Annotated in this window: 29 protein-coding genes and 1 tRNA gene; 21 read left to right on the top strand and 9 right to left on the bottom strand. The window is 65.2% G+C overall.

All coding sequences use genetic code 11. The features are described from left to right. Positions 1–22: 22 nt before the first annotated feature. The 3 genes from lipB to KIT86_RS12595 form a co-directional block, all read right to left on the bottom strand. Entirely contained in the window at positions 23–727 is a 705-nt protein-coding gene (lipB, locus tag KIT86_RS12605; protein WP_297398840.1) for a lipoyl(octanoyl) transferase LipB, read from the bottom strand. A gap of 73 nt (positions 728–800) precedes the next feature. Next, positions 801–1,085, bottom strand: coding sequence for a DUF493 family protein (locus KIT86_RS12600; protein ID WP_297398838.1), 285 nt, complete (start codon positions 1,083–1,085; stop codon positions 801–803). Positions 1,086–1,104: 19 nt separating this feature from the next. Continuing rightward, positions 1,105–1,989 (bottom strand): D-amino acid aminotransferase, encoded by an 885-nt coding sequence (locus KIT86_RS12595; RefSeq protein WP_297398836.1) that lies wholly within the window; start codon positions 1,987–1,989, stop codon positions 1,105–1,107. Positions 1,990–2,139: 150 nt separating this feature from the next. Between KIT86_RS12595 and KIT86_RS12590 the strand changes: the two genes are divergently transcribed. From KIT86_RS12590 to KIT86_RS12545, 10 genes are all read left to right on the top strand, one after another. Continuing rightward, complete coding sequence (locus KIT86_RS12590) at positions 2,140–2,646, top strand: ATP synthase subunit I (protein ID WP_297398834.1); 507 nt, start codon at positions 2,140–2,142, stop codon at positions 2,644–2,646. A 26-nt stretch (positions 2,647–2,672) separates the two neighbouring features. After that, a complete protein-coding gene (gene atpB / locus KIT86_RS12585) occupies positions 2,673–3,539 on the top strand; it encodes a F0F1 ATP synthase subunit A (RefSeq protein WP_297398833.1) in 867 nt (288 codons plus the stop codon). A 76-nt stretch (positions 3,540–3,615) separates the two neighbouring features. Further along, the gene (gene atpE, locus KIT86_RS12580) at positions 3,616–3,861 is read left to right on the top strand and encodes a F0F1 ATP synthase subunit C (protein WP_009519254.1); all 246 of its coding nucleotides are present in this window, start codon (positions 3,616–3,618) and stop codon (positions 3,859–3,861) included. Between the two features lie 122 nt (positions 3,862–3,983). Beyond that, positions 3,984–4,454 carry a F0F1 ATP synthase subunit B gene (locus KIT86_RS12575; RefSeq protein ID WP_297398824.1) on the top strand — a complete coding sequence of 157 codons (471 nt, stop codon included), beginning with the start codon at positions 3,984–3,986 and terminating at the stop codon, positions 4,452–4,454. A 40-nt stretch (positions 4,455–4,494) separates the two neighbouring features. Beyond that, the gene (locus KIT86_RS12570; protein WP_297398822.1) at positions 4,495–5,025 is read left to right on the top strand and encodes a F0F1 ATP synthase subunit delta; all 531 of its coding nucleotides are present in this window, start codon (positions 4,495–4,497) and stop codon (positions 5,023–5,025) included. A gap of 54 nt (positions 5,026–5,079) precedes the next feature. Continuing rightward, on the top strand, positions 5,080–6,627 hold the full coding sequence (gene atpA, locus KIT86_RS12565; protein ID WP_297398820.1) for a F0F1 ATP synthase subunit alpha: 1,548 nt from the start codon (positions 5,080–5,082) through the stop codon (positions 6,625–6,627). A 30-nt stretch (positions 6,628–6,657) separates the two neighbouring features. Continuing rightward, positions 6,658–7,524, top strand: coding sequence for a F0F1 ATP synthase subunit gamma (gene atpG / locus KIT86_RS12560; protein ID WP_291114477.1), 867 nt, complete (start codon positions 6,658–6,660; stop codon positions 7,522–7,524). 44 nt (positions 7,525–7,568) lie between these two features. Beyond that, a complete protein-coding gene (gene atpD / locus KIT86_RS12555; RefSeq protein WP_297398818.1) occupies positions 7,569–8,975 on the top strand; it encodes a F0F1 ATP synthase subunit beta in 1,407 nt (468 codons plus the stop codon). Between the two features lie 122 nt (positions 8,976–9,097). Further along, positions 9,098–9,514: a F0F1 ATP synthase subunit epsilon gene (locus tag KIT86_RS12550; protein ID WP_291114471.1), complete on the top strand. Its 417-nt coding sequence runs from the start codon at positions 9,098–9,100 to the stop codon at positions 9,512–9,514. Positions 9,515–9,674: 160 nt separating this feature from the next. Then, positions 9,675–10,220: a cyclic nucleotide-binding domain-containing protein gene (locus KIT86_RS12545; RefSeq protein WP_297398816.1), complete on the top strand. Its 546-nt coding sequence runs from the start codon at positions 9,675–9,677 to the stop codon at positions 10,218–10,220. Positions 10,221–10,234: 14 nt separating this feature from the next. Here the strand turns inward: KIT86_RS12545 and KIT86_RS12540 are convergent, their stop codons facing one another. From KIT86_RS12540 to KIT86_RS12530, 3 genes are read right to left on the bottom strand one after another with little or no spacing between them, the layout of a single operon-like run. After that, complete coding sequence (locus KIT86_RS12540; protein ID WP_297398814.1) at positions 10,235–10,762, bottom strand: TPM domain-containing protein; 528 nt, start codon at positions 10,760–10,762, stop codon at positions 10,235–10,237. Between the two features lie 12 nt (positions 10,763–10,774). Then, on the bottom strand, positions 10,775–11,683 hold the full coding sequence (locus KIT86_RS12535) for a TPM domain-containing protein (RefSeq protein ID WP_297398811.1): 909 nt from the start codon (positions 11,681–11,683) through the stop codon (positions 10,775–10,777). Then, entirely contained in the window at positions 11,680–12,288 is a 609-nt protein-coding gene (locus KIT86_RS12530) for a LemA family protein (RefSeq protein WP_297398809.1), read from the bottom strand. The genes KIT86_RS12535 and KIT86_RS12530 overlap by 4 nt, the downstream gene beginning before the upstream one ends. A gap of 90 nt (positions 12,289–12,378) precedes the next feature. On the opposite strand from KIT86_RS12530, the gene KIT86_RS12525 reads away from it, so the two are divergent. The 3 genes from KIT86_RS12525 to KIT86_RS12515 are packed head-to-tail and all read left to right on the top strand — an operon-like array spanning position 12,379 to position 14,350. After that, a complete protein-coding gene (locus KIT86_RS12525; RefSeq protein WP_297398807.1) occupies positions 12,379–12,816 on the top strand; it encodes a nuclear transport factor 2 family protein in 438 nt (145 codons plus the stop codon). Beyond that, on the top strand, positions 12,813–13,811 hold the full coding sequence (locus KIT86_RS12520) for an alpha/beta fold hydrolase (RefSeq protein WP_297398805.1): 999 nt from the start codon (positions 12,813–12,815) through the stop codon (positions 13,809–13,811). The genes KIT86_RS12525 and KIT86_RS12520 overlap by 4 nt, the downstream gene beginning before the upstream one ends. A gap of 11 nt (positions 13,812–13,822) precedes the next feature. After that, on the top strand, positions 13,823–14,350 hold the full coding sequence (locus KIT86_RS12515) for a DUF2946 family protein (RefSeq protein WP_297398803.1): 528 nt from the start codon (positions 13,823–13,825) through the stop codon (positions 14,348–14,350). 69 nt (positions 14,351–14,419) lie between these two features. Here KIT86_RS12515 and KIT86_RS12510 read toward each other — a convergent pair whose 3' ends face one another. Then, positions 14,420–15,280 carry a c-type cytochrome gene (locus tag KIT86_RS12510; protein WP_297398801.1) on the bottom strand — a complete coding sequence of 287 codons (861 nt, stop codon included), beginning with the start codon at positions 15,278–15,280 and terminating at the stop codon, positions 14,420–14,422. Between the two features lie 142 nt (positions 15,281–15,422). Between KIT86_RS12510 and KIT86_RS12505 the strand changes: the two genes are divergently transcribed. Beyond that, positions 15,423–15,498: transfer RNA gene (locus tag KIT86_RS12505), tRNA-Arg, on the top strand. A 268-nt stretch (positions 15,499–15,766) separates the two neighbouring features. Here KIT86_RS12505 and KIT86_RS12500 read toward each other — a convergent pair. Continuing rightward, a complete protein-coding gene (locus KIT86_RS12500) occupies positions 15,767–16,627 on the bottom strand; it encodes a fumarylacetoacetate hydrolase family protein (protein WP_297398799.1) in 861 nt (286 codons plus the stop codon). A 24-nt stretch (positions 16,628–16,651) separates the two neighbouring features. Beyond that, a complete protein-coding gene (locus tag KIT86_RS12495) occupies positions 16,652–17,386 on the bottom strand; it encodes a GntR family transcriptional regulator (RefSeq protein WP_297398796.1) in 735 nt (244 codons plus the stop codon). 219 nt (positions 17,387–17,605) lie between these two features. On the opposite strand from KIT86_RS12495, the gene KIT86_RS12490 reads away from it, so the two are divergent. From KIT86_RS12490 to KIT86_RS12460, 7 genes are all read left to right on the top strand, one after another. Beyond that, a complete protein-coding gene (locus KIT86_RS12490) occupies positions 17,606–18,601 on the top strand; it encodes a TRAP transporter substrate-binding protein (protein ID WP_297398794.1) in 996 nt (331 codons plus the stop codon). After that, a complete protein-coding gene (locus tag KIT86_RS12485; RefSeq protein WP_297398792.1) occupies positions 18,598–19,149 on the top strand; it encodes a TRAP transporter small permease in 552 nt (183 codons plus the stop codon). The genes KIT86_RS12490 and KIT86_RS12485 overlap by 4 nt, the downstream gene beginning before the upstream one ends. Continuing rightward, positions 19,146–20,426 (top strand): TRAP transporter large permease, encoded by a 1,281-nt coding sequence (locus tag KIT86_RS12480; RefSeq protein ID WP_297398790.1) that lies wholly within the window; start codon positions 19,146–19,148, stop codon positions 20,424–20,426. Before KIT86_RS12485 ends, KIT86_RS12480 begins: the two co-directional genes overlap by 4 nt. 9 nt (positions 20,427–20,435) lie before the next feature. Further along, entirely contained in the window at positions 20,436–21,827 is a 1,392-nt protein-coding gene (locus KIT86_RS12475; RefSeq protein WP_297398788.1) for an amidohydrolase family protein, read from the top strand. Next, positions 21,824–22,570 carry an aspartate/glutamate racemase family protein gene (locus KIT86_RS12470; protein WP_297398786.1) on the top strand — a complete coding sequence of 249 codons (747 nt, stop codon included), beginning with the start codon at positions 21,824–21,826 and terminating at the stop codon, positions 22,568–22,570. Before KIT86_RS12475 ends, KIT86_RS12470 begins: the two co-directional genes overlap by 4 nt. Continuing rightward, positions 22,567–23,982: a dihydropyrimidinase gene (gene hydA, locus KIT86_RS12465; RefSeq protein WP_297398784.1), complete on the top strand. Its 1,416-nt coding sequence runs from the start codon at positions 22,567–22,569 to the stop codon at positions 23,980–23,982. The genes KIT86_RS12470 and hydA overlap by 4 nt, the downstream gene beginning before the upstream one ends. 4 nt (positions 23,983–23,986) lie before the next feature. Then, a partial coding sequence (locus KIT86_RS12460; RefSeq protein WP_297398783.1) for an amidase occupies positions 23,987–24,501 on the top strand: 515 nt, incomplete at its 3' end.

Genomic DNA, 24,501 nt, shown 5'->3' with positions numbered 1-24,501 from the left:
GGCGCGGGTGGCGCGGTTGGGTTCAGGGGCTCAGGGTGGTGACGAGCTTCTGGCTCAGCACCGCTGCGGCGTCGTCCCAGGAGGCCGCGACCCCGATTGTAGAAAGGTCGACCGTGGGCAGGCCCGCGTAGCCGCAAGGGTTGATGCGATCGAAGGGTTGAAGGTCCATCGCCACGTTCAGCGCCACACCGTGGTAGGTGCAGTGGCGGCTGACTTTGATGCCGAGCGCCGCGATCTTGCCCAGCCCGGTGAAGTCAGGTGGGGGCAGGGGCTCGTCGGGGCTCCGCTTCTGCGGCCGCTGCGGCAGCAGGGCGTGGCTCCCCGGGTCGTCCAGCCGCACGTAGATGCCGGGCGCCCCGGCCACGCGATGGCCGGTCACGCCGAAGGTGTCCAGGGTGCGGATCACTGCTTCTTCCACCCGGTAGACATATTCCTTGACGAAGTAGCCCGCGCGTTGCAGGTTCACCAAGGGGTAGGCCACCACCTGGCCGGGCCCGTGGTAGGTCACCTGGCCGCCGCGGTTGGTCTGCACCACCGGGATGTCACCTGGGGCCAGCAAGTGGTCTTCACGGCCCGCCAGCCCCTGGGTAAAGACGGGGGCATGCTCGCAGATCCACAGCTCGTCTGGCGTGTCGGCCGAGCGCGCTGCGGTGAAGGCCTGCATGGCCTCATAGGTGGGGGCGTGATCCACCCGGCCCAGCGCGCGAACGATCAAGGTCCGTCCCATGGGCGCGAGGCCGCAAAGTGGGGCCAGCCGCCCGGGGGCCGCCGGACCGCGAAGCGCTGGAGCGGGGAGCGTGTCACAACACCACCTTGACCATCGGGTGGGTGGTCAGCGTGCGGTACAGCTCGTCGAGTTGCTCGCGGCTCGTCACGTGCACCGTGAGCGTGAGGCCCAGGTAGTTGCCGGCCTTGCTCGGGCGCCGCTCGATGGTGTTTTCGTCAAAGCCAGGGTCGAAGGCGCGCGCGACATGGGTCATGGCGGTGGCAAAGCCATCGACATTGGCGCCCATCACCTTGATGGGAAAGTCGCTCGGATAGGTGATGAGCGACTGCTCGGGGGGGATGTCGGGCGGGAGTTCCATCGGTCCGGTGTCCAGTTCTTCAAATCGATTGCGCGGCCACCGCGCGCTGGTAACCCGCGTACAGGCTGGCGTATACGGGGCCCGGCTGGCCGCGTTGGGTGCCGTGGCCCACCGGCGCGCCGTCCAGCGTGGTGATGGGCAGTATTTCCTTGGTGGCCGAGGACAGCAGCAACTCGTCGGCCGACAGCACCTCCGCGCGCGGGATGCGGCGAAGCTCATGCTGCAAACCTTGTTGCCGGCAGAGTTCCTCGACAAGCCCGAAGCGGATGCCTTCGAGCACCAGATTGTCCTTAGGCGGGCCCATGACCACGCCATCCTTGACCACCCACACGTTGCTGGAAGCGCCTTCGCTCAGAAAGCCGTCGCGGAACATCACGACCTCCACAGCGCCTGCATCGGCGGCGATCTGGCGTGCCATCACCGAGCCCAGGAGGCTGGTGGTCTTGATATGAGCCTTGCGCCAGCGGAAGTCATCGGCAGTGACGCAGGCCACGCCGTGAGCACGCTGCTCCCGGGTGGCCAGCTTCATCGGGTTGGCCATGGCGAACACCGTGGGCTTGAGGCCCGGCGGCATGACGTGGTCACGCGGTGCCACGCCGCGCGTGACCTGCAGGTAGATGAGCTGGTCCTGCGCACCCCGAGCCTGCTGGTCGGCGATCAGCCGCCGAGCAATGCCCAACCATTCGTCGGGCGAAAAGGGATTGGGTATGCGCATTTCGCGCAGCGAGCGCTCCAGCCGCGCCATGTGCTCGGCGAAGCGGAACACGCGCCCGCCATAGGCTGGCAGCACCTCGTAGATGGCATCGCCAAAGATAAAGCCTCGGTCCAGCACACTGACGCGGGCTTCCCGCAGCGGACCGTAGGCCCCGTCCAGGAAGCACAGGGAGTCGGGCAAGTCGGTCATGGCGGGATTATCGGACGCCCCCTTGAGGCGTGTGGCGAGCACGGTTATCACGTCCGCTGAATATTGACGGAGGGCTGGGGTTTCTACGTATAATGAGCGGCTTTGCAACCCAGGCGCTTTGACGTCTGTTTGTCACGCGCGAGGTCGAACATGACGCAAGGACATTCGATCCCGCCCGGTTGGGCAGACCAGGAAGATGGGGGGCAGGACACCGAATTCAAGCCATTGACGCGCGAAGAGGCGCAGCAGTGGCGGGTTGGCCAGCCAGTGCTATCGCTCTGGCGGCTGGTGATGGTGCAGTGGCTGGTGGGGCTGGTGGCGAGCATCGTGGGCGGATTGCTGTGGCAGTCGTCTTCGGTGGCGTGGTCGGTTCTGTATGGCGCGGCGGCGGTGGCGATTCCCTCGGCTCTGATGGCCTACGGATTGACCTCCAGTGCAATGTCCCGTGTGTGGGCGGCGCACGCCAATGCGGCATTTGCCGGTTTCCTGCTGTGGGAGGGCGTCAAGATCCTGTTGGCGGTGGTCATGTTGGCCGCGGCCCCCTGGGTGGTCTCTCCCCTGAATTGGTTCGGCCTTCTGGTCGGGCTTGTGTTGGTTCTCAAGGTCTATTGGTTTGGATGCCTCATCCAGGCCAGGCGATCAAATGCAAACAGTTGACTCTCCGGCTCATCGGACACACGAACATGGCTGCTGAAGGCACTTTGACCCCGGGCGAATACATTCGCCACCACCTCGTCCACCTGACGAACCACAAGCAGGAATCCATCGTTGATTTCTCCGTGATCAACATCGACTCCGTCGTGGTGAGCGCGCTTCTGGGTCTGCTCACGGTGTTCGTGCTCTGGCGCGCCGCGCGCGTGGCCACGGCTGGTGTGCCGGGGCGCTTCCAGGCGGCTGTCGAGATGCTGGTGGAAATGGTCGATTCGCAGGCCAAGTCCGTCATTCACAACGCACAGAGCCGCAAGCTCGTCGCGCCGCTGGCGTTGACGGTGTTCGTCTGGATCTTCATGATGAACTTCATGGACATGATCCCGGTGGACCTGATTCCCCAGATCTGGCACAGCGCCGGCCCGGCCATGGGCTTCAAGGATTACTTGCGCGTCGTGCCCACCGCCGACCTGTCGACCACCCTGGGTCTGTCGGTGTCGGTGCTGCTGATGTGCCTGTTCTACAACATCAAGATCAAGGGCCTGGGTGGCTGGGCTCACGAGCTCGTGAGCGCGCCCTTCGGCACCAGCAAGAACCCCCTTTGGGCCGTGCTGCTGGGCATTGTCAACTTCCTGATGCAGATGATCGAGTTCGTCGCCAAGACGGTGTCGCACGGCATGCGGTTGTTCGGCAACATGTTTGCTGGCGAGCTGGTGTTCATGCTGATCGCCCTGCTGGGTGCCTACGCCACCCTGTCGCTGGGCGGCTCGCTCTTCTTCATTGGTCACCTGATCGCTGGCACGGTGTGGACGCTGTTTCACATCTTGGTCATCACCTTGCAAGCGTTCATCTTCATGATGCTGGCCCTGATCTATCTGGGGCAGGCGCATGACGCGCACTGACGCGGCTCTCTAGGCTGCATTCGGTTTCTCTCGTTTCTTTCCTTTCTCAACAAACTTCCACTTCATAGGAGTCATCATGGAAAACGTTCTGGGTCTTGTCGCACTGGCTTGCGGTCTCATCGTCGGTCTGGGCGCCATCGGCGCATCCATCGGTATTGCGCTGATGGGCGGCAAATTCCTCGAATCGTCGGCCCGTCAGCCCGAGCTGATGAACGACCTGCAGACCAAGATGTTCATTCTGGCCGGTCTGATCGACGCTGCCTTCCTGATCGGCGTGGCCATCGCCCTGCTGTTCGCTTTCGCGAACCCGTTCACGCTGTAATCCGGCTCGCTGCCCTGCGCGGGCTGGTGTTGCGGTGACGGCTTCCATCCCGTCGCTCTCATGCCACCCGTGTCGGCAGTCGGTGCGTCACTCCTCTTGTCAACACACAGAAAGGCGTTGCGATGAACATCAATGCAACCCTCTTTGCGCAGGCCATCGTCTTCGCGATTCTGGTGTGGTTCACGATGAAATTCGTGTGGCCACCCATCGCCAAGGCGCTCGATGAGCGTGCGTTGAAGATTTCCGAAGGTCTGGCTGCTTCCGAAAAAGCAAAGACCGAATTGGCCGTGGCCAACAAGCGGGTGGAAGAAGAGTTGAGCAAATCGCGCAACGAATCCGCCACCCGTCTGGCCGACGCCGAGCGACGTGCTCAGACCGTGATCGAAGAAGCCAAGGCCCGTGCCACTGAAGAGGCTTCGAAGATCGTGGCGGCCGCCCGCCAGGAAGCCGAGCAGCAGGTCGTCAAGGCCCGCGAAGCCCTGCGCGAGCAAGTGGCTGCCCTGGCCGTCAAGGGCGCCGAGCAGATTCTCAAGCGCGAAATCAATGCCGGCGTTCACGCCGAATTGCTGGGCCGCCTGAAGACCGAGCTCTGATCAGAGCCTGACGCCACCGACCGGCATTCAAAGGACCACCATGGCAGAAATCGCCACCATTGCCCGCCCCTATGCGGAAGCGCTGTTCAAGGCCGCAGGCTCTGACGCGGCTGGCGCCGCGGCCTGGCTCGACGAGCTGGCTGTCCTGGCCGCCAATGAACAGCTGCGTCAGTTCGCCGACAGCCCCAAGACCGAACCGGATCAGGTGCTTTCGCTGATGACGGGCCTGCTCAAGAGCAGCCTGCCCACCATCGGCCAGAACTTCCTGCGCACCGTGATCGAAAACGGCCGCATCGAGGCCTTGCCTGAGATCGCCGCCCAGTTCCGCGCGCTGAAGAACGCGCAGCTGGGGTCTTTCGACGCGGTGGTTCACAGCGCCTTCGAGGTGGACAGCGCCACGCTGGCCGAGCTCTCCGGGGTGCTTGAAAAGCGCTTTGGACGCAAGCTCAACCTCCAGGTGGAACTGCAGCCCGATCTGATCGGCGGCATTCGCGTGGTGGTGGGTGACGAGGTGCTCGACACTTCGGTCAAAGCCCGCCTGGAACAAATGAAGATTGCCCTGACGGCCTGACGGCTGTTACTCCGGGCGCGCCTGCACACCATTTAACGAAAGAAGGAAAGAGTCATGCAACTCAATCCCGCCGAAATCTCCGAACTGATCAAGTCCCGTATCGAGGGTCTGGGCGCATCCAGCGATGTGCGCAACCAGGGCACGGTGGTTTCCGTGACCGACGGCATCTGCCGCGTGCACGGCCTGGCCGACGCCATGCAGGGTGAAATGCTGGAATTCCCCGGCGACACCTTCGGCCTGGCGTTGAACCTTGAACGCGATTCCGTCGGCGCGGTGATTCTCGGCGCCTACGAGCACATCTCCGAAGGCGACACCGTCAAATGCACGGGCCGCATTCTCGAAGTGCCCGTCGGCCCCGAAATGCTCGGCCGCGTCGTGAACGCGCTGGGCCAGCCCATCGACGGCAAGGGCCCCATCGCCGCCAAGCTCTCCGAGCCGATCGAAAAGATCGCCCCGGGCGTGATCTGGCGCAAGTCCGTGTCGCAGCCGGTGCAAACCGGCCTCAAGTCCATCGACTCCATGGTGCCTGTCGGCCGTGGCCAGCGCGAGCTGATCATTGGCGACCGCCAGACCGGCAAGACCGCGGTGGCCGTCGACGCCATCATCAACCAGAAGGGCAAGGATCTGTTCTGCGTCTACGTCGCCATCGGCCAGAAGGCCTCGACGGTGAAGAACGTGATCCGCAAGCTGGAGGAAACCGGCGCGATGGAATACACCATCGTCGTCGTCGCCACCGCTTCCGAATCCGCCGCGATGCAGTACATCGCCCCGTACTCCGGCTGCACCATGGGCGAGTACTTCCGCGACCGCGGCCAGGACGCCCTGATCATTTATGACGACTTGACCAAGCAGGCCTGGGCCTATCGCCAGATCTCGCTGCTGCTGCGCCGCCCGCCCGGCCGCGAAGCCTACCCCGGCGACGTGTTCTACCTGCACTCGCGCCTGCTCGAGCGTGCCGCCCGCGTCAGCGAGGACTACGTCGAGAAGTTCACCAACGGTGAAGTCAAGGGCAAGACCGGTTCGCTCACCGCGCTGCCCGTCATCGAGACGCAGGCCGGCGACGTCACCGCCTTCGTGCCGACCAACGTCATCTCCATTACCGACGGCCAGATCTTCCTCGAGACCGACCTCTTCAACGCCGGCATCCGTCCCGCCATCAACGCCGGTATCTCGGTGTCCCGCGTCGGTGGTGCAGCCCAGACGGACCTGATCAAGAAGCAATCCGGCGGTATCCGTACCGACCTCGCCCAGTACCGCGAACTGGCTGCGTTCGCGCAGTTCGCTTCCGACCTGGACGAAGCCACCCGCAAGCAGCTCGAGCGCGGCGCTCGCGTGACCGAACTGCTGAAGCAGGCTCAGTACGCGCCGCTGTCCATCAGCCTGATGGCCGCCTCGCTGTTCGCCGTGAACAAGGGCTACCTGGACGACATCGACGTCAAGAAGGTGCTCCCCTTTGAAGCTGGCCTGCACGCTTTCCTCAAGGACAAGCACGCAGCCCTGCTGCAAAAGATGGAAGGCGGCAAGGCACTGGACAAGGACAAAGAAGCCGAGGCCCAGCTCGCCGCCGCAGTTGCCGATTTCAAGAAGACCGGCACCTACTGAACCGCCCCATTGACCAGCTAAGGAGCCCCGATGGCAGCAGGTAAGGAAATACGCGGCAAGATCAAATCGGTGGAAAACACCAAGAAGATCACCAAAGCCATGGAAATGGTCGCCGCCTCCAAGATGCGCAAGGCGCAGGAGCGCATGCGCTCCGCGCGTCCCTACGCCGAGAAGGTGCGTCAGATCGCTGGCAACCTGAGCCGGGCCAACCCGGAGTACACGCACCCTTTCATGCAGACCAACGACGCCAAGACCGCCGGTTTTGTCGTGGTCACGACCGACAAGGGTCTGTGTGGGGGTCTCAACACCAACGTGTTGCGCGCGGTGACGACCCAGCTCAAGGAGCTGCAAGCACAGGGCGTGAGCGCTGAGGCCGTCGCCATTGGCAACAAGGGCCTTGGCTTCCTCAACCGCATCGGCGCCAAGGTGGTGTCCAGCGTGACCGGGCTGGGCGATACGCCTCACCTGGAAAAGCTGATCGGCCCTGTCAAGGTGCTGCTCGATGCGTACACCGAAGGCCGCATCAACGCGGTCTACCTCTCGTACACCAAGTTCATCAATACGATGAAGCAGGAGTCGGTGATCGAGCAATTGCTGCCGCTCAACGCAGGCACCTTGCAAGACAACGCCGGCGGCCGCGACTGGGACTACATCTACGAACCCGATGCAGCCACCGTCATCGACGAGCTGCTGCTGCGCTACGTGGAAGCCCAGGTGTACCAGGCGGTCGCCGAGAACATGGCGTCCGAGCAATCCGCCCGCATGGTGGCCATGAAGGCCGCCACCGACAACGCCGGCAGCGTCATCGGTGAACTCAAGCTGGTCTACAACAAGACCCGTCAGGCCGCGATCACGAAAGAACTTTCGGAAATCGTCGCCGGTGCCGCCGCGGTCTGAAGCAGCCGCCCAACCGAATCCAGAGAAAACAGAAGGTATCCATCATGTCTCAAGTACAAGGCAAGATCGTCCAGTGCATCGGCGCCGTCGTGGACGTGGAATTTCCGCGCAACCAGATGCCGCGCGTTTACGACGCGCTGAAAATGGAAGGCTCCACCCTGACGCTGGAAGTCCAGCAGCAGCTGGGCGACGGCGTGGTGCGCACCATTGCGCTGGGCTCGTCCGACGGCCTGCGCCGCGGCATGGTGGTGTCCAACACCGCCAACCCGATCATGGTCCCGGTCGGCAAGGCCACCCTGGGCCGCATCATGGACGTGCTTGGCGCGCCCATCGACGAGCGCGGTCCGGTTGACCAGGCCCTCACGGCCTCGATCCACCGCAAGGCCCCTGCCTACGATGAACTCTCCCCTTCGCAGGAACTGCTGGAAACCGGCATCAAGGTGATCGACCTGGTCTGCCCGTTCGCCAAAGGCGGCAAGGTGGGTCTGTTCGGTGGCGCCGGTGTGGGCAAGACCGTGAACATGATGGAACTCATCAACAACATCGCCAAGGCCCACAGCGGTCTGTCGGTGTTTGCTGGTGTGGGTGAGCGCACCCGTGAAGGCAACGACTTCTACCACGAGATGGCCGACTCCGGCGTCGTGAACCTCGAGAAGCTCGAGGACTCGAAAGTGGCCATGGTCTACGGCCAGATGAACGAGCCCCCGGGCAACCGTCTGCGCGTCGCCCTGACCGGGCTGACCATCGCCGAGTCGTTCCGCGATGAAGGCCGTGACGTGCTGTTCTTCGTGGACAACATCTACCGCTACACCCTGGCCGGTACCGAAGTGTCCGCCCTGCTGGGCCGGATGCCTTCCGCCGTGGGCTACCAGCCGACGCTGGCCGAAGAGATGGGCCGTCTGCAGGAGCGCATCACTTCCACCAAGGTCGGCTCGATCACTTCCATCCAGGCCGTGTACGTGCCTGCCGATGACTTGACCGATCCTTCGCCTGCCACCACCTTCGCCCACCTGGATTCCACCGTGGTGCTGAGCCGTGACATCGCCGCGCTGGGTATCTACCCCGCCGTGGACCCGCTGGACTCCACCAGCCGTCAGCTCGATCCACTGGTGGTGGGTCAGGACCACTACGAAACCGCCCGCGCCGTGCAGGGCACGCTGCAGCGCTACAAGGAACTGCGCGACATCATCGCCATTCTCGGCATGGACGAACTGGCGCCGGAAGACAAGCTCGTCGTCGGTCGCGCCCGCAAGATCCAGCGCTTCCTCTCGCAGCCCTTCTTCGTTGCCGAAGTGTTCACCGGTTCCCCCGGCAAGTACGTGCCGCTCAAGGAAACCATCCGCGGCTTCAAGATGATCGTGAATGGCGAGTGCGATGCCCTGCCCGAGCAGGCCTTCTACATGGTCGGCACCATCGACGAGGCCTTCGAGAAGGCCAAAAAGGTGGCGTAAAGCGGCGCCCCGGGGCGTCTGGCTTCGTTGCCGTGCTCGCCGTACCTTGGTACGGCTCCGCGCGGCGCCTGGCCAGCCACCTCGCTGCTTGCTTTCCACTCACCTTTTTTATTGGAGTAACTATGAGCACCATCCGCGTCGATGTGGTCAGCGCCGAAGAATCCATCTTCTCCGGCGAGGCCAAGTTCGTGGCGCTGCCGGGCGAGGCCGGTGAGCTGGGTATCCTGCCCGGCCACATTCCGCTGATCACCCGCATCAAGCCTGGCGCCGTGCGCATCGAGAAGGCCGATGGCGGTGAGGAATTCGTGTTTGTGGCCGGCGGCATTCTGGAAGTTCAGCCGCACCATATCACCGTGTTGTCCGACACAGCGATCCGTGGCCACGACCTTGATGAAGCCAAGGCGACCGAAGCGCGCCGGCAGGCCGAAGAGGCCGTGAAGAATGCCAAAAGCGATCTCGACCTGGCCAAGGCCACCTCGGAACTCGCGGTCATGGCCGCACAGATTGCCGCCTTGCGCAAGTACCGTCAAAAGAAATAAACAACGACTTCGTGTCGTTTGTCAAAGAAGGACCGGCCTCGTGCCGGTCTTTTTTTGTTGGCTTCTGCGGTGCGCGGTGTGACAGTCCGCATACCATCTCGGACAAGACAAGAACACGTTGGGAGCATCGCCGATGTCATCCATTTTTGAGAGCCCCGACATGGCCCCGGAAGAGGTGGCAGCCCGTCTGCTGGTCACCTCCTCGGCGTTGGCTGATCTCACCCTGAGCGATGCGCTCAAGGTGGTGGGCTACATGCGGCCCAAGCTCATCAAGGCTGGCGCCGTCATCATCCAGGAGGGGGAAGTCAAGCAGACCGACTACATGCTGCTGGTGCTCGAGGGCGATATCGCGGTCGAGAACGAGTTGCCTGGCCTGCACGAGAGCATGGTGGTGAACATCATGGGTCCTGGCCACCTGATCGGTGAAATGGGCGTGCTCGATGGCGCGCCGCGCTCGGCCACCTGCACCGCCAACACCGACATTGCGGCGGCCGTGCTGTCGCGCACGGCTTTGATGCGCCTGCTCAAGGACGATCCGAGGTTGGGGGCCCGCCTGTTGCTGGCGATTTCCAAGCGCATGGCCGATCGCCTGCGCGAGACCACGCGCAAGCTCAAAACCTTTGCCCAGATGAACAAGGCGCTGCAGCAGGAATTGAACGTGGCGCTCAACAATGGCCGCTCCGTGCCGGAGAAGCGCCGCGGCTGAGCCAGTCGGCGCTGTCAGCGCCTCACCACCCCATTGGCCAGTTCGTTGTGTCGGGTGGCTCCGGGCTCGGCGGGGAAGTGCTGCACCAGCAGGGCCGACACCTCCTCCAGTGCCTGCGTGAGCCCGTCTTCAAACGCCCCCTCGCGCAGGCGTGTGCTCAGCCGGTCCACGACGGCCTGCCATTCGGCTGGCGCCACCCGCTGCGCCAGCGCGCGGTCGGCCACGAACTCAATGGCATGTTCGGCCAGCAACAGGTAGATCAAGACGCCGTTATTGTGCTCGGTGTCCCAGATGCGCAAGCGGCCGAACCAGGTCAGGGCGCGTTCACGTACCACGGTGGACAAAGGGGTGTTGGCGGTGATGCGCCAAAGGTAGCTCAGTGGCAGGGCGGCTTCCACGCACAGCCGCACTTCGCCGGTGTGACGGCTTTCGCTGGCGGCCACGCGACGTGCCAGGCGCTCGGCCATGTCGTCGGGCACGGCACGCTGGGTGTCCGACGCGTCGAGCCAGCGGTGCTTCAGGATGCGGATCAGTTTGTTCACGGCTTGCTCACCCTACCAGCCACCGGAAGCGCCGCCGCCTCCAAAATTGCCGCCGCCACCCGAGCTGAAGCCGCCGCCGCCAAAACCGCCGCTGCGTCCTCCGCCTCCTCCCCAGCCACCGCCTCGCCCGCCGCGGCCCGAACCTCCAGAAGTGGGCGCGGGCAGGAATTGCAGGAACAGGGCGGCGAGCATGCCCAGCAGGCCGGCGCCGATGGCCACCCAGACCACGGTCGTGAGCACCCAGGCCAGGCCACCGGCGCCTACCCCGGTCAGGAGGACGCCCAGTTTGTTACCGAAGATGCCGCGCAGCACCGCTGAGAAGATGGGCACGGCAAAGACCAGGAACACCAGCAATTCCATGCCGTCAAAGTCGCCGAGGCCCGTGCCTCGATCAAGCGCAGCTTGTTCGGCAGGCAGGGGCAGGTTTTCGCCCCGGATGCGCGCCAGAATCTGATCGACCCCTGCGTCGATGCCGGCCGCATAGTTGCCGACGCGGAAGGCAGGTGCCACTGCGCCGTCAATGATGCGCTTGGCAATCAGGTCGGGAATGGCGCCCTCGAGTGCCTTCGCGGTGGCGATGCGCAGGCGCCGGTCATCCTTGGCAATGACGAACAGCACGCCATCGCCCACGTCGCGGCGCCCGATTTTCCAGGCGTCGCCCAGGCGTTGCGTGTAATCGCTGATGTCTTCGGGTGCGGTGGAGGCCACCATGACCACGACGACTTGCGAGCCATTCGACTTCTCAAAGGCAGCGAGCTTGGCCTCGATGGAGGCGAGGCTCGCGCTGTCGAGCGTGCCCGTCTCGTCGATCACCCGCGCGCGCAACTCAGGGATGGGTTGCAGGCCTTGGGCGAGCACCCATGCAGGGACAAGCCACAGGCCCAGCATGGCCAGCAGCCACCGGGCCAGGCGCAGCGTCATGGCTTCTTGAAGTCCACCGTCGGAGGCGTTGAGATCGCGGCCTCGTTGGCGACCTGGAAGTTGGCCTTGGGGCTGTAGCCGAAAACCATTGCGGTGAGGTTGGTGGGGAAGCTGCGCGCGAGCACGTTGTACTCCTGCACGGTCTGGATGTAGCGGTTGCGCGCCACCGTGATGCGGTTCTCTGTGCCTTCGAGCTGCACGCGAAGGTCGCTGAAGCCCTGGTTGGCTTTGAGGTTGGGGTATTGCTCCACCACCACCATCAAGCGGCTGAGGGCGCTACCGAGTTCACCTTGCGCCGCTTGGAACTGCTGCATCGCGGCAGGGTTGTTCAAGGTTTCTGGCGTGACCTGGATCGAGGTCGCCTTGGCCCGCGCCTCAATCACGCGGGTCAGCGTTTCCTGTTCAAAGTTGGCCTCGCCTTTGACGGTGGCAACGATGTTGGGAATCAGGTCGGCGCGGCGCTGGTACTGGTTGAGCACCTCCGACCAGGCCGACTGGCTCTGCTCGTCCAGGCGTTGAAAGTCGTTGTAACCGCAACCCGTGAGGCTGGCGGCGAGCAGCAGGGCGGCCGTCCAAGTGGACAGGCGTCGAATGGATGTGCGCATAAAAACCTCCGCTGGATGAGATCGAGTCGATCAGCGGGAATATACCCGGGGGGCGCCCGGCCGGCAGGGCGCAGGCGGCAAAATAGCCGCATGCGAAAACCCAAACTGCCCCTCGGTTCGGCGGACGACACGGAGGCGGCCTTCTACGACGCCTTGCAGCACGCCGACATCGAGCGCCTCATGGCCTGCTGGGCAGATGAGGACGACATCGTGTGCGTGCACCCGGGCGGCCCTCGGCTCGTGGGCCATGCGGCGGTGCGCGCCGCCTTCGAGGCGATGTTCGCCAACGGCAGCGTACAAGCCCAGCCCGAGAAGGTGCGCCGGCTCGACGCCGGTGGTTGCAGTGTGCACAGCGTGGTCGAGCGCGTGGCCGTCATGACAGACGATGGCATGCAGCATGCCTGGGTGGTGGCCACCAACGTGTATGCCAAGACGCCGCAGGGCTGGCGCATGGTCGCTCACCACGCCAGCCCCGGTTCGCGCACCGAACCCCTCGACGCCTTCACGTCCCAGCCGGTGCTGCATTGAAGTCCGACCGCTTTTTCTACCGCGCGCCCTGGTGGTTGCCGGGTGGCAATCCGCAGACGGTGTGGGCGGCGCTGGCCAGCCAGCGTCATTTCGGGCCGCCGCCGCGCTGGAAGCGCAACCGATGGAAGACGCCTGATGGCGACTTCATTGACGTGGACTTGGCCTTGCACAGCAGTGCGCCAGAGGCGCCGCTGCTGGTGTTGTTCCATGGGCTGGAGGGTTCGTCTGCAAGCCAGTACGCGGTGGCCTTCGCCGATTTCGCCGCCGCCCACGGCGTGGCCTACGCGGTGCCCCACTTCAGGGGATGCTCGGGGGAGCTCAACCAAGCGCCACGCGCCTACCACTCGGGCGACTTCCAGGAAATCGACTGGATCCTGCGCCGATTTGCCGAGGAGCACCCGGGCCGGCCGCTGATCGCCGTGGGCGTTTCGCTGGGAGGCAATGCCCTGATGCGCTGGGCCGGCGAAATGGGGGCGGAGGCGGCCTCCTGCGTGCGCGCTGTCGCGTCCGTCTGCTCGCCACTGGACCTTGCCGCCGGTGGTCACGCCATCGGGCGTGGCTTCAACCGCTTGGTCTACACGCGCATGTTCATGCGCTCCATGGTGCCCAAGGCGCTTGGCAAGCTGGAGCAGCATCCCGGCCTGTTCGACCGGCAGAAACTGCTGGCCGCGCGCGACCTCTACGAGTTCGACAACCTTTTCACCGCGCCTTTGCACGGGTTCAAGGACACCACCGACTATTGGACACGGGCTTCGGCCAAGCCGGTGCTTCACCGCATCCGCGTGCCTGCACTCGCGCTCAACGCGCTCAACGATCCCTTCGTGCCCGCCGCGTCCCTTCCGACGCAGCAAGACGCGGGGCACCACGTCACGCTGTGGCAGCCCGAGCAGGGTGGCCATGTGGGGTTCCCGGTTTCGCATGGACCCCTGGGCTTGCCAGGGCATGTGCGCGCCATGCCGGAGGCCGTGGGAAACTGGCTGCTTGCCCACCTTTGAGGAACTCCGCCATGGACGACATCGTCAAGGCCGCGATGGCCAAGTGGCCCAACGTGCCGAACTGCTACGGCTGGCTGGGCCTGGATGCGCGCGGCAATTGGTACATGCGCGACGACCGCACGCAGGCCCAAGGGCCGTTCCCCGCCAGCAAAGGCTCACTGCTCAAGCACGACAAGCTCATTGAGTTCATCCACCGCAACTACGCGGCAGACGCGCAGGGCCAGTGGTTCTTCCAGAATGGGCCACAACGCGTGTACGTCGAACTGGAAGCAACGCCGTGGGTCTGGCGCCTGCAGCCCGACGGGGGCGTGCTGTCGCACACCGGCCTGCCGGTTCAGGTGCAAGAGAGCCTGCTGGATGAGGTGGGAAGGCTGTACCTGCTGACCGACCTCGGCATCGGGCTGGTGCACAGCGCCGACATGAACCTCGCTGCCGACAAGGTGGAGACCAACCGCTGGCGTCCAGGCGAGGTGCACGCCGATGCGCTGCCGGCGCGCTTCGGCTTTGTGCCGCATCCGCAGGCGGCTCATATGGCCTGAAGGCGGTCGCGGGCGGGAACGAAAAAGCCGGCACGGAGCCGGCTTGATCAATCGGGTGCTGGGCGACGTTTACTTCACGGCGTTCAGCATGTACTGCACGGCGGCCTTGATGTCGGCATCCGGCGCGGCCGATCCGCCCTTGGGGGGCATTGCGCCCTTCCCCTTGATGACGCTGGCGGTCAGCGCATCCACGCCGGCACCCACTCGGGGAGCCCATGCAGCCTTGTCACCGAACTTCGGCGCACCTGCCACGCCCGCCACGTGGCAAACGGCGCAAGCCTGCTTGTACAAAGCTTCGCCGGCGCCAGCGGCCACCGTTGCGGAGGCGGGTGCAGGGGCAGCAGCGGCCGGGGCCGGCGCGGCTGCCACAGCAGGTGCGGCTGCCGGTGCGGCTGCAGCAGGTGCGGTGGAAGCGGCTGCAGCAGCCACGGGTGCCGGCGCCTGGGGCTCGGGGAACTTGCCGCCGGCGGCGTTGGCCAGGTGGACCACAGCGCGGCCGATCTCTGCATCGCGGAACGCGCCGCCGCCTTGCGCGCCCATGGCGCCCTTGCCCTTGAGGGCCGAATTCAGCAGGGCTTCGTAGCCGGTGGCGATGCGAGGGCCCCAGGCGGCGGCATCACCGAACTTGGGTGCGCCGGCCAGGCCAGCGGCGTGGCAGGCTGCACATTGGGCGGTGTAGACCGACTCACCCGAAGCGAGAGGGCGATTGGCGTCGCGCAGCTCGACCGTGCCCACCCGCTGGATGCGCTGGGCGACGGCTTGCTCCATGTCCACCGCGCCGGCGGCCGGCTTGTTGGCCGACACCACGTAATACACCAAGCCGATGATGATGAAGATCGGCGCGACGAAAGCAAAGAAGGCCGTCCACATCAACTGGGTTGGCGTCTTGATGGGGCCGGTATGGTGTTCTTCGTGCGCGTGGTCGCTCATGATGTCCTCAGGGGTGGCGAAGCAAGGCCTGTTTGGGTGTGGGGCGTGCCCGTGTCAGGCCGGGCAAACAGCCTCAGATTATAGCCACCCCCCCTGCGCACCAGCCGAGCGCCGCCGCCTCGACTGATAGAATCGCTGGGTTGCGGCTGTAGCTCAGTGGATAGAGTATTGGCCTCCGAAGCCAAGGGTCGTGGGTTCGATCCCCGCCAGCCGCACCAGACACGTTCAAGCCCTCGAGTTGCCTCGAGGGCTTTGTCGTTTCTGGACATCCCTTTCTGGTCTGGTCTCTGCAATTGCTCACAGCGACTGTGCCCAAGGGTGTGGACAACCCCTGGGACAACTCCCGCAGGCCACGGCCCGCCTCGCTTCGCGCGACGTGCTTAAAAATCGGGCACCCATCGCACCCATCGCGCGCAATGGCGCTCGTCGGATCAACCGCGGGGCAGTGGGCGGGCTTTCGATGCAGGCAGTGGCTGGAGGCGGCGTTCAGGCTTGAGCCGCGATGGGATTGCGCAGCGTTCCGATGCCTTCGATTTCCACCTCACAGACATCCCCTGGCCGCAGCCAGACCGGAGGTTGGCGCACAAAGCCCACCCCGGCCGGTGTGCCCGTGAAGATCATGTCGCCCGGCTGCAATGAGATGCCCTCGGAGCAGGCAGACACCAGCGCGGCCACGTCGAAGATCATGTCGCGGGTGTTGCCGTCCTGCAGCACTTGGCCGTTGAGGCGGCACTGCACATTCAAGCCTTGGGCGCCGGGTGGCAGTTCGTCGGCCGAGACGAACTCTGGACCGAAGCCGCCGCTGGCGTCGAAGTTCTTGCCCCACAGCCATTGGTGAGATCGCGCCTGGTAGTCGCGCACGGTGCCGTCATTGAAGATGGAGTAGCCCGCGACGTGCTCGAGCGCGCGCTCCCGTGGAATGTCGCGGCCGGCCTTGCCGATCACCGCCACCAGTTCCGCCTCATAGTCGAACTGGGTGGAGAGTCGCGGCTGGATCATCGCCTGTCCGTGTGCGACCCAGGAGGAGGGAAAGCGCTGGAAGATCACGGGGTACGGCGGTGGGGTGGCGCCGATTTCCCGGGCGTGGTCGCTGTAGTTCAGGCCGATGCCGAAAGCCTTCGACGGGTTGAGCAGCGGGGGAAGCCAGACGATCTGGTCAAGCGGGACGCGCCGCACAGACTTGCCCGCGATCGTGGCCCGCACCCGGTCCAGGCCGTCCTCCCCGAGATGCAGCAAGGCCTCGAGCGTGGCCGGGTGTCCCTCGGCCGTCAGGTGGATGACCGAGTTGCCGTCCCGTGCGCCCAGGGTGGGGCGGCCGTTGTCGTCCAGAAAAGCCAGAAGTCGCATCGGGAAGGTCCTTGGCGGAGTGGTTCAGGTCTTTGCGACGCTGGCCAGAGACTGGATGTAGGCGGTGCCCGTTTTGAGGACGTGTCGGAAAAGGATTTCGCCAGCGAAGCGCGCGTCGCGCAACTCCATGGCCGACATCACGAGCTCGTGCTCCTTGACCGACTCCTCCCAGCGCCCGTCCGTGGTGATGGCGACGAAGCGCGGGCGTCGGGCTCGCGTCATCAGATCCGCGTGGGTGCGGGTGAGCTGCGGGTTGTCCGCCATCGCAATGATGGTTTCGTGGATGCGGTGGTTGAGTTCGAAGTAGCGGTCGCGATCCTCTTCGGCGTAGCGCTGCAGCATCTCGTCGTGCAGCGCGCGCAACTCGGCCAGCGCTGGCACCGAGGCCTGAAGCGTGACGGTTTCCACCGCCAGGCGTTCCAGCGCGGCGATCACGGCGAAGAGGTGGACGATCTCGTCGGTGGACGGTGTGGTCACGCGCGACCCGCGGTTGGGCAGCAGTTCGACCAACCCCTCGGCGGCCAGCACTTTCAAGGCTTCTCGAATGGGCGTGCGCGAGACGCCCAGGACCTCGCAAAGCTCCATTTCATTGATGCGCTCGCCCGAGCCCAGATCGCCGTGGACGATCATGTCCCGGATGCGGTCGCAGGTGTCGGCATGCACACCGTGTCGCCGTCGTCGGTCTTCGGCGCCCGATGGCTCTTCCATGCCTGAAACCGGCAGCTTGTCTTCGGACTGCCCTGTCACTGCTTTGTGCATCGCGCCCCCATTTGCATGCAAATTCGACCGATCTGAATCATTTTTGCATTATACAAGTGCATATTTCGCCGCAATACCTCTATAAATGCACCAATAAAGTGCATAAAATGAGTTGTTGACAGCGGTTTCCGAAAAAAGATAATTCACTTTAGCGTTCTTTGCATTACCAGTGCGTTCGCATCCGTGAATTCCATCCGCCTGCCCATCTTAGGAGTTGCCATGAAGTTTCGCCGATCCCTTCTTCTCTCGGCTGCCGCCGCCCTGGTCCTTGTGGGCCTTCATGCCCCTTCGATGGCCCAGCAGCGGCTTCGCGTGGCCGGGAACTTCCCGGCAGATCACACGGCGACCAAGGTGATGGAGATCTTCAAGAAAGAGGTCGAGGCGCGCACGCAAGGCGAACTCCAGATCGACCTGTTCCCGAACATGCAGCTCGGCGGTGCGTCGGAGAACGTCGACCAGGTGCGCTCGGGCACCGTTTTCGCGATCGTCACCTCCATTGCCTACTTCACCCGAATCGTGCCGGAGTACGAGGCCGTCAGCCTGCCGTTCCTGTTCAGCTCGCGCGAGGCGGCCTTTCGCGTCATGGATGGGCCGGTCGGCAAGCTGTTCGATGAGCGCATGGCTCAGAAAGGTTTCGTGAGTCTGGGCTATGGCGAACTGGGCTTTCGCCATGTGACCAACAACGTGCGACCTATCACCATGGCAGCCGACTTCAAGGGCCTGAAGATCCGTTTGCAGCCCAACGAGGTGCACCTCGATACCTTCCGCGCGCTGGGCGCCAACCCCGTCGCCATGGATGTGAAAGAGGTTTACTCGGCCATGCAGCAGGGCGTGCTGGACGGGCACGAGAACCCTTACAACATCATCGCCAGCCGCCGGTTCAACGAGGTGCAGAAGCACCTCTCCGACACGGGCCACTTTTATGACTTCATCAACGCGGCCGCCAACAAGCGACTGTTCGATCGACTGAAGAAGCCGCACCAGGAGGCCGTGATGGCTGGCATGAAGGAGGCCATGGCCTGGCAGCGCGTGGAAGCGGCCAAGCAAGATGAAGGCTGGCGCCAGCAGCTGGTGAAGGCCGGCATGACGTTCACGCCCATCACCGCGCAGGGCCGCGCCGACTTCCGTCGCAGCACCGCCAGCGTGGTGGAGTCGCTCAAGAAGCGCATCGATCCGAAGCTGATCGACGCTGTCGTGAGCGAGGCCTCAAAGTGACCGAGGCGTTCAACCCGGCGGAGGTTTCACCGCCGTCCGACGCGCAACTGCCCCCGATCTGGCCCGCCATCCGGCGCTGGGTCGAGGCGCTCGACAAAGTGTCGATGGTGGTGATCGTGGTGGCGATGGCCGCGATGACGCTGATGGTGACCTTGCAGGTGTTCTGGCGCTACGTGTTGAGCTCCTCCATCGATTCGGCCGACGAGGTCTCGCGCCTGTTCTTCGTCTGGGTCATCTTCCTGGCGATTCCGCACGGCATCAAGTACGCCGTGCATGTCGGCATCGATCTGCTGGTCATGAACCTGTCGCCCCGGAACAAGGATCGGTTGTTCCGGGTCGTGAGCGTGGCCAGCGCCGTGCTGATGGCCGCGATCTTCTACGCCGCCTGGGTGGCCACCATGGACAAGTGGCAGGAACTCATGCCGACCCTGCCCATCTCCGCCGGCATCTACTACGTCGCCGTGCTGATCTGCGCAGCCCACTCTTTTGTTCATCTCGTGCTGCACGCCTGGCTGGGTTCGCGCATCTGGGAAGGAAGGTTGTCATGACGCTGCTCGTGATCTGTGTCTTCTGCCTGCTCGCGTTTGCCGGCATGCCTTTGGCGTTCGCACTGGGCTTTGCCTCGCTGGCCGCCCTCTATGTCGCCGACTTTGAACTGGTGATGTTGTCCCAGCGCATGCTGCATGCGGTAGACAACTTTCCCCTGATGGCCATTCCCCTGTTCATGCTGGCGGGCGAGCTGATGGTCAAGGCCGGCATGATGGAGCGTCTGGTGACCTTCGCCAACAGCCTGGTGGGCCGGGTGCATGGTGGGCTGGCGCACGTGACCATCATCGCCGGCACCATCCTCGCCTCGGTCAGTGGCGCAGCGGTCGCTTCCGCCAGTGCGCTGGGCAGCGCGCTGGTGCCGTCACTGCGCAAGCACTACCCGGACAGCTTCAACTGCGCGGTGATCGCTTCGGCGGCCAACCTCGGTCCGGTGATCCCTCCGTCCAACGCGATGATCGTCTACGCCCTGATGGCCGGTTCGTCCGTGTCGGTCGGCGGGCTGTTCATGGCTGGCATCGTGCCGGGGGTGCTGCTCGCGCTGGGTTTCATCGGCATCGCCAGCTTCATCTCCTGGAAGCGCAAGTACCCGCCGACGGGCGAAGCCTTCAACGCCCGCAACGCATGGGTGCAGTTCCGCAAGGCGCACATCATCCTGTTCATGCCCATCATCGTGGTCGGCGGCATCATCGGTGGGGTGTTCACGGCCACCGAAGGCGCGGCCATCGCGGTGGTCTACTCGGCCGTGGTCGGGCTGCTGGTCACCCGCAAGCTGCGCTTCACGGACCTTCCGGGCTGCCTGTTCCGCGCGGCGGTCACCGCGTCGATGGTGGGTGCATTGATCGCACTGGCGGCCACGGTGACCTTCCTGCTCACCATCGACATGGTGCCGCAGCAGATGGCCGACTTCGTCAAGGCCATGACCTCGGACCCGATGGTCTTCGTCCTGCTGACGATGCTGCTGCTGGTCGTGGTCGGCATGTTCCTGGAGTCGAACGCGGCCTACATCATGTTGGTCCCGTTGTTCGTGCCGATCGCCGATGCCTTCGGTCTGGACCCTTTGTGGTTCGGCTTCCTGTTCATGTTCAATCTGGTGATCGGCATGATGACGCCGCCCGTGGGCGTGCTGTTCTTCGTGATGAGCGGTATTACCCGAGTGCCCATGGGCGCGATCATTCGCGAGTCCATGCCGTTCGTGATCTTCCAGTTCGCGATGCTGTTGCTGTGCGTGGCCTTCCCGTCCATCGTCACGGCCCTGCCGCGCGCGCTCGGCTTCTAAGAAGTGGCCATGACACAAGAGCCACGCCCCCCGGCGCCACCGGGCCCCCTCGATCTGCTGATTACCGGTGCCACCGTTGTGCACACCCGGCCGCAGCTGGAGGTGATCGACGACGCGGTGATCGGCATCGCCGGTGCCCGCATCGCCTTCGTGGCGCGCGCAGCCGAAGCGCCCCGTGCCAGCGCGCGGCGCACCATCGATCTGCGCGGTCACCTGGTGCTGCCCGGGTTCATCAATGTGCACACGCACACCATCCTGACCATGGTCCGAGGCGTGGCCGAAGACATGGGCTTCGCGCCGGCTTACACGCCGGGGGTGCCGCACGGCCATGAAGTCACCCCGGACGAGGCCGTTGCCCTGGCCCGCCTGGGCGCGCTGGAGGCGCTGATGTTCGGCTCCACGGTCATCAACGACAGCTACGTGCACGCCGACCTCACGCTGCCGGCGATGGCCGACGTGGGGCTGCGTGCCTATGCCTGCGGCCGCATCCACGACGTGGACTTTTCCCGCGTGCACCTGGGGGAATGGCGCCATGACGATGCGATCGGCGAGAGCACGTTCGCGCAGGCGGTGGCGCTGCACGAACGCTGGCATGGCGGTCCCGACGGTCGGACCGGCGTGCACCTCACGCCCCACGCGCCAGACACCTGTTCGCGGGCGCTGCTGCGCAGGGTGGCCGACCACCGCGAGCGCCATGGGGGCGTGGTGACCACCCATCTCTCGCAAAGCCGCATGGAAAACCAGCGCGTGCAGGAGCGCGACGGGTGCTCGCCCTGCGAGCTGCTGGACCAGACCGGTCTGCTCGGGCCCGGGCTGATTGCCGCGCACGGCATGTACATGAGCGAAGCCGACATGCGGCGCGCGGGCGCAGCGGGCATGAACCTCGCGCACGTGCCCAAGGGCAATGCGACCGGCGGTCGCATTGCGCCCACGCGTGCCATGCAGGACGCCGGCATCCGGCTGGCGCTGGCCACGGACAACATGCACGCAGACATGATCGAGGTCATGCGCTGGGCGTTGAACCTCGGCCGCATCCAGACCGGCGGCATCGACGATGGCTGGCAGCCGGCGGACATGTTGCGCATGGCGACCTACAACGGCGCGCAGGCCATGGGCCTGGGGGAGCACCTGGGTTCGCTGGAGGCCGGCAAGCTGGCCGACATGGTCTGTGTGGACATGCGCCGGCCTCACCTCGTGCCGTGCATCAATCCCCTGGGCAACCTGGTGCACACAGGCCAGGGCCGCGATGTGGCCATGGTGCTGGTGCACGGCGAGGTTGTGGTGGAAGGCGGTCGCGCCCTGCGCGTCGACCAGGACAGCATCTTGGCCGACGCGCAGCAGGCGGCGGCCGCATTGTGGCAGCGTGCTCGCGCACAAGTCGAGCCGCGGAGAACCGATTGAAAATCCTAGTCATCAACCCCAACATTTCCCTCAGCGTGACCGAGCTGATCCGCAATGAGGCGCAGCGCGCCGCCCTGCCCGACACGCAGATCACCATGGCCACCGCGCCCTTCGGCGTGGCCTACATCGAAACGCCGGGGGAAGCCGCGGTGGGCGCCTATGCGTCGCTGCAACTCCTGGCGCAACAGCAGGCTGAACACGATGTGGCCGTGATCGCCGCCTTCGGCGACCCTGGCGTGGCGGCCGCCAAGGAGTTGCTGGACATTCCGGTGGTCGGCCTGACCGAATCCGCGGTGGCCGCGGCCTTCCTACTCGGGGGCCGATTCGCCATCGTGGGCATCTCGCAGCGCATTGGCGCCTGGTACGTGCAGACCGTGGATCAACTGGGCATGTCCTCGCGCATGATCGGCTACCGCGGGCTCAAGCAGGGCTTTGCCAATGTGGGCACGGTTCAGCACGAGGCGCGCGAGGTGTTGCGCGAAATGTGCATGGCCTGCGTGGAGCAGGACGGGGCGGACAGCATCATTCTCGCGGGCGCGCCTCTGGCCGGCCTGGCGCGAGAGATCGCCGACGAGGTCCCGGTGCCCTTGATCGATGGCGTGGGCAGCGCCATCCGCATGGCCGAGGCCTTGGGCCGCGGCGCCTACGCACCCCGGCGCGGTGGGGCGCTCTCGCCGCCGCCGGCCAAAGCGCACCAAGGCCTGGAGGGCGGGCTGTCCTTGCTGATCGGGCGGCAGCCATGAGCGCCGCCTTCGACCTTGTGATCCGAAACGCCCGTGTGGCGACCGCGGCGGATTGCTTTGAGAGTGACATTGGCATTCGCGATGGTGTGATCCAGCAACTTGGCCTGCAACTCGCCAAAGGAGACCGCGAGATCGATGCGGCAGGGCGGGTGGTCACACCGGGCGGGGTGGACGCCCACTGCCATCTCGATCAACCGATGGCGCCGCCCGTGCGCATGGCCGACGACTTCGAGACAGGCACGCGCGCAGCCGCGTGCGGTGGCACCACCACCGTGATCCCTTTCGCCGCGCAGGTCAAAGGGCAATCCTTGCGTGCCGCGGTGGACGACTACCACGCGCGCGCTCGGGGGAAGTCGCACCTGGACCATGCCTTCCATCTGATCGTGAGCGATCCCACGCCCGATGTGCTGGAGCGGGAACTGCCTGCGCTGATCCGCGAGGGCTACACGTCGTTCAAGATCTACATGACGTACGACGACCTCAAGCTCAACGACGGCCAGATCCTGGACGTGCTCGAAGTCGCGCGACGACACGATGCGATGGCGATGATCCATGCGGAAAACGCCGATTGCATCGCCTGGCTGACCCGCCGCCTGGAGGCCGCGGGTCGCACCGCGCCCCGCTTTCATGCGCACGCGCGGCCCATGCTGGTGGAGCGAGAGGCCACGCACCGCGCCATTGCCCTGGCTGAGTTGATCGATGTGCCGATCCTGGTGGTTCATGTGTCGGGGCGCGAGGCGGTGGAGCAGATCCGCTGGGCCCGATCGCAAGGCTTGAAAGTCTTTGCGGAGACTTGTCCGCAGTACCTGTTCCTCACGGCAGAGGACCTGGGCATCGACGACAGCTACAAGGGAGCGCGCTGCGTGTGCAGCCCGCCGCCGCGCGACAAGCAGAACCAGGACGTGATCTGGGACGGACTGAACGACGGCCTGTTCACCGTGTTCAGCTCCGACCATGCGCCCTTCAGGTTCGACGCGCCCGAAGGCAAGAAGCCCGGCGGCGAGGAGGTGGCGTTCCGCCACATCCCGAACGGCATCCCGGGAATCGAGACGCGCCTGCCGCTGCTCTACAGCGAGGGTGTGCTGGCCGGCCGCATGACGCTGAACCGCTTCGTCGAGCTGACCTCCACGGGCCCGGCCAAGGCCTACGGCCTGCATCCGCGCAAGGGCACGATCGCGGTGGGCAGCGATGCCGACCTGGTGGTGTGGGACGAGCGCGAGTTCGTGCTCTCCAACGACATGCTGCACCACGCGGTCGACTACACGCCCTATGCCGGGCAGACGCTGCGCGCCTGGCCGGGCCTGACGATCGCGCGCGGCGAGGTCGTCTGGGACGGGCGCGACTTCCATCCGCGTGCCGGCCGGGGCCGCCTCCTGCGCTGCGACGCCCCGTCGCTGCTGCCGAGGCGCTGACACCATGGGCACCGATACCCGCCTCGCGAGCGCCGACGCGTGCACGCTCGCCCGCTGGATCCGCCAGGGCGAGACCAGCGCGGTCGAGGCCTTCGACGCCGTCGCGGCGCGCATCGAGGCGCTGAACCCGGCGCTGAACGCGCTGATCCGCTTCGACCCGGACACCGGCCGCGCCCAGGCCCGCGAGGCCGACCGTCGCCTGCGTGCAGGCGACCCCGCCGCGCTGCTCGGCGTGCCGTTCACGGTGAAGGACAACCTGTGGGTCGCCGGCCAGCGCGTCAGCCAGGGCTCGCGGCGCTTCGCCGACTTCGTGGCCCCGCAGGATGCGTTCGCGGTGGCGCGGCTGCGCGACGCCGGCGCGGTGTTCGCCGGCATCACCAACTGCTCCGAGTTCGCCTGCAAGGGCGTCACCGTCAACCGGCTGTTCGGCGCGACGAAGAACCCGTACGACCTGGCGCTGACACCCGGCGGTTCGTCCGGCGGCGCAGCCGCGGCGGTGGCCGCCGGCCTGGGGCCGCT

This window comes from Hydrogenophaga sp. (assembly GCF_026125825.1).
GTDB lineage: Bacteria > Pseudomonadota > Gammaproteobacteria > Burkholderiales > Burkholderiaceae_C > Hydrogenophaga.
This window is presented reverse-complemented; position numbering and strand designations above follow the sequence as displayed.

Coding starts and splice junctions, on each gene's coding strand:
- lipB (WP_297398840.1), bottom strand. CDS start 727: ATGGGACGGACCTTGATCGTTCGCGCGCTGGGCCGGGTGGATCACGCC.
- KIT86_RS12600 (WP_297398838.1), bottom strand. CDS start 1,085: ATGGAACTCCCGCCCGACATCCCCCCCGAGCAGTCGCTCATCACCTAT.
- KIT86_RS12595 (WP_297398836.1), bottom strand. CDS start 1,989: ATGACCGACTTGCCCGACTCCCTGTGCTTCCTGGACGGGGCCTACGGT.
- KIT86_RS12590 (WP_297398834.1), top strand. CDS start 2,140: ATGACGCAAGGACATTCGATCCCGCCCGGTTGGGCAGACCAGGAAGAT.
- atpB (WP_297398833.1), top strand. CDS start 2,673: ATGGCTGCTGAAGGCACTTTGACCCCGGGCGAATACATTCGCCACCAC.
- atpE (WP_009519254.1), top strand. CDS start 3,616: ATGGAAAACGTTCTGGGTCTTGTCGCACTGGCTTGCGGTCTCATCGTC.
- KIT86_RS12575 (WP_297398824.1), top strand. CDS start 3,984: ATGAACATCAATGCAACCCTCTTTGCGCAGGCCATCGTCTTCGCGATT.
- KIT86_RS12570 (WP_297398822.1), top strand. CDS start 4,495: ATGGCAGAAATCGCCACCATTGCCCGCCCCTATGCGGAAGCGCTGTTC.
- atpA (WP_297398820.1), top strand. CDS start 5,080: ATGCAACTCAATCCCGCCGAAATCTCCGAACTGATCAAGTCCCGTATC.
- atpG (WP_291114477.1), top strand. CDS start 6,658: ATGGCAGCAGGTAAGGAAATACGCGGCAAGATCAAATCGGTGGAAAAC.
- atpD (WP_297398818.1), top strand. CDS start 7,569: ATGTCTCAAGTACAAGGCAAGATCGTCCAGTGCATCGGCGCCGTCGTG.
- KIT86_RS12550 (WP_291114471.1), top strand. CDS start 9,098: ATGAGCACCATCCGCGTCGATGTGGTCAGCGCCGAAGAATCCATCTTC.
- KIT86_RS12545 (WP_297398816.1), top strand. CDS start 9,675: ATGGCCCCGGAAGAGGTGGCAGCCCGTCTGCTGGTCACCTCCTCGGCG.
- KIT86_RS12535 (WP_297398811.1), bottom strand. CDS start 11,683: ATGACGCTGCGCCTGGCCCGGTGGCTGCTGGCCATGCTGGGCCTGTGG.
- KIT86_RS12530 (WP_297398809.1), bottom strand. CDS start 12,288: ATGCGCACATCCATTCGACGCCTGTCCACTTGGACGGCCGCCCTGCTG.
- KIT86_RS12525 (WP_297398807.1), top strand. CDS start 12,379: ATGCGAAAACCCAAACTGCCCCTCGGTTCGGCGGACGACACGGAGGCG.
- KIT86_RS12515 (WP_297398803.1), top strand. CDS start 13,823: ATGGACGACATCGTCAAGGCCGCGATGGCCAAGTGGCCCAACGTGCCG.
- KIT86_RS12510 (WP_297398801.1), bottom strand. CDS start 15,280: ATGAGCGACCACGCGCACGAAGAACACCATACCGGCCCCATCAAGACG.
- KIT86_RS12500 (WP_297398799.1), bottom strand. CDS start 16,627: ATGCGACTTCTGGCTTTTCTGGACGACAACGGCCGCCCCACCCTGGGC.
- KIT86_RS12495 (WP_297398796.1), bottom strand. CDS start 17,386: ATGCACAAAGCAGTGACAGGGCAGTCCGAAGACAAGCTGCCGGTTTCA.
- KIT86_RS12490 (WP_297398794.1), top strand. CDS start 17,606: ATGAAGTTTCGCCGATCCCTTCTTCTCTCGGCTGCCGCCGCCCTGGTC.
- KIT86_RS12480 (WP_297398790.1), top strand. CDS start 19,146: ATGACGCTGCTCGTGATCTGTGTCTTCTGCCTGCTCGCGTTTGCCGGC.
- KIT86_RS12475 (WP_297398788.1), top strand. CDS start 20,436: ATGACACAAGAGCCACGCCCCCCGGCGCCACCGGGCCCCCTCGATCTG.
- hydA (WP_297398784.1), top strand. CDS start 22,567: ATGAGCGCCGCCTTCGACCTTGTGATCCGAAACGCCCGTGTGGCGACC.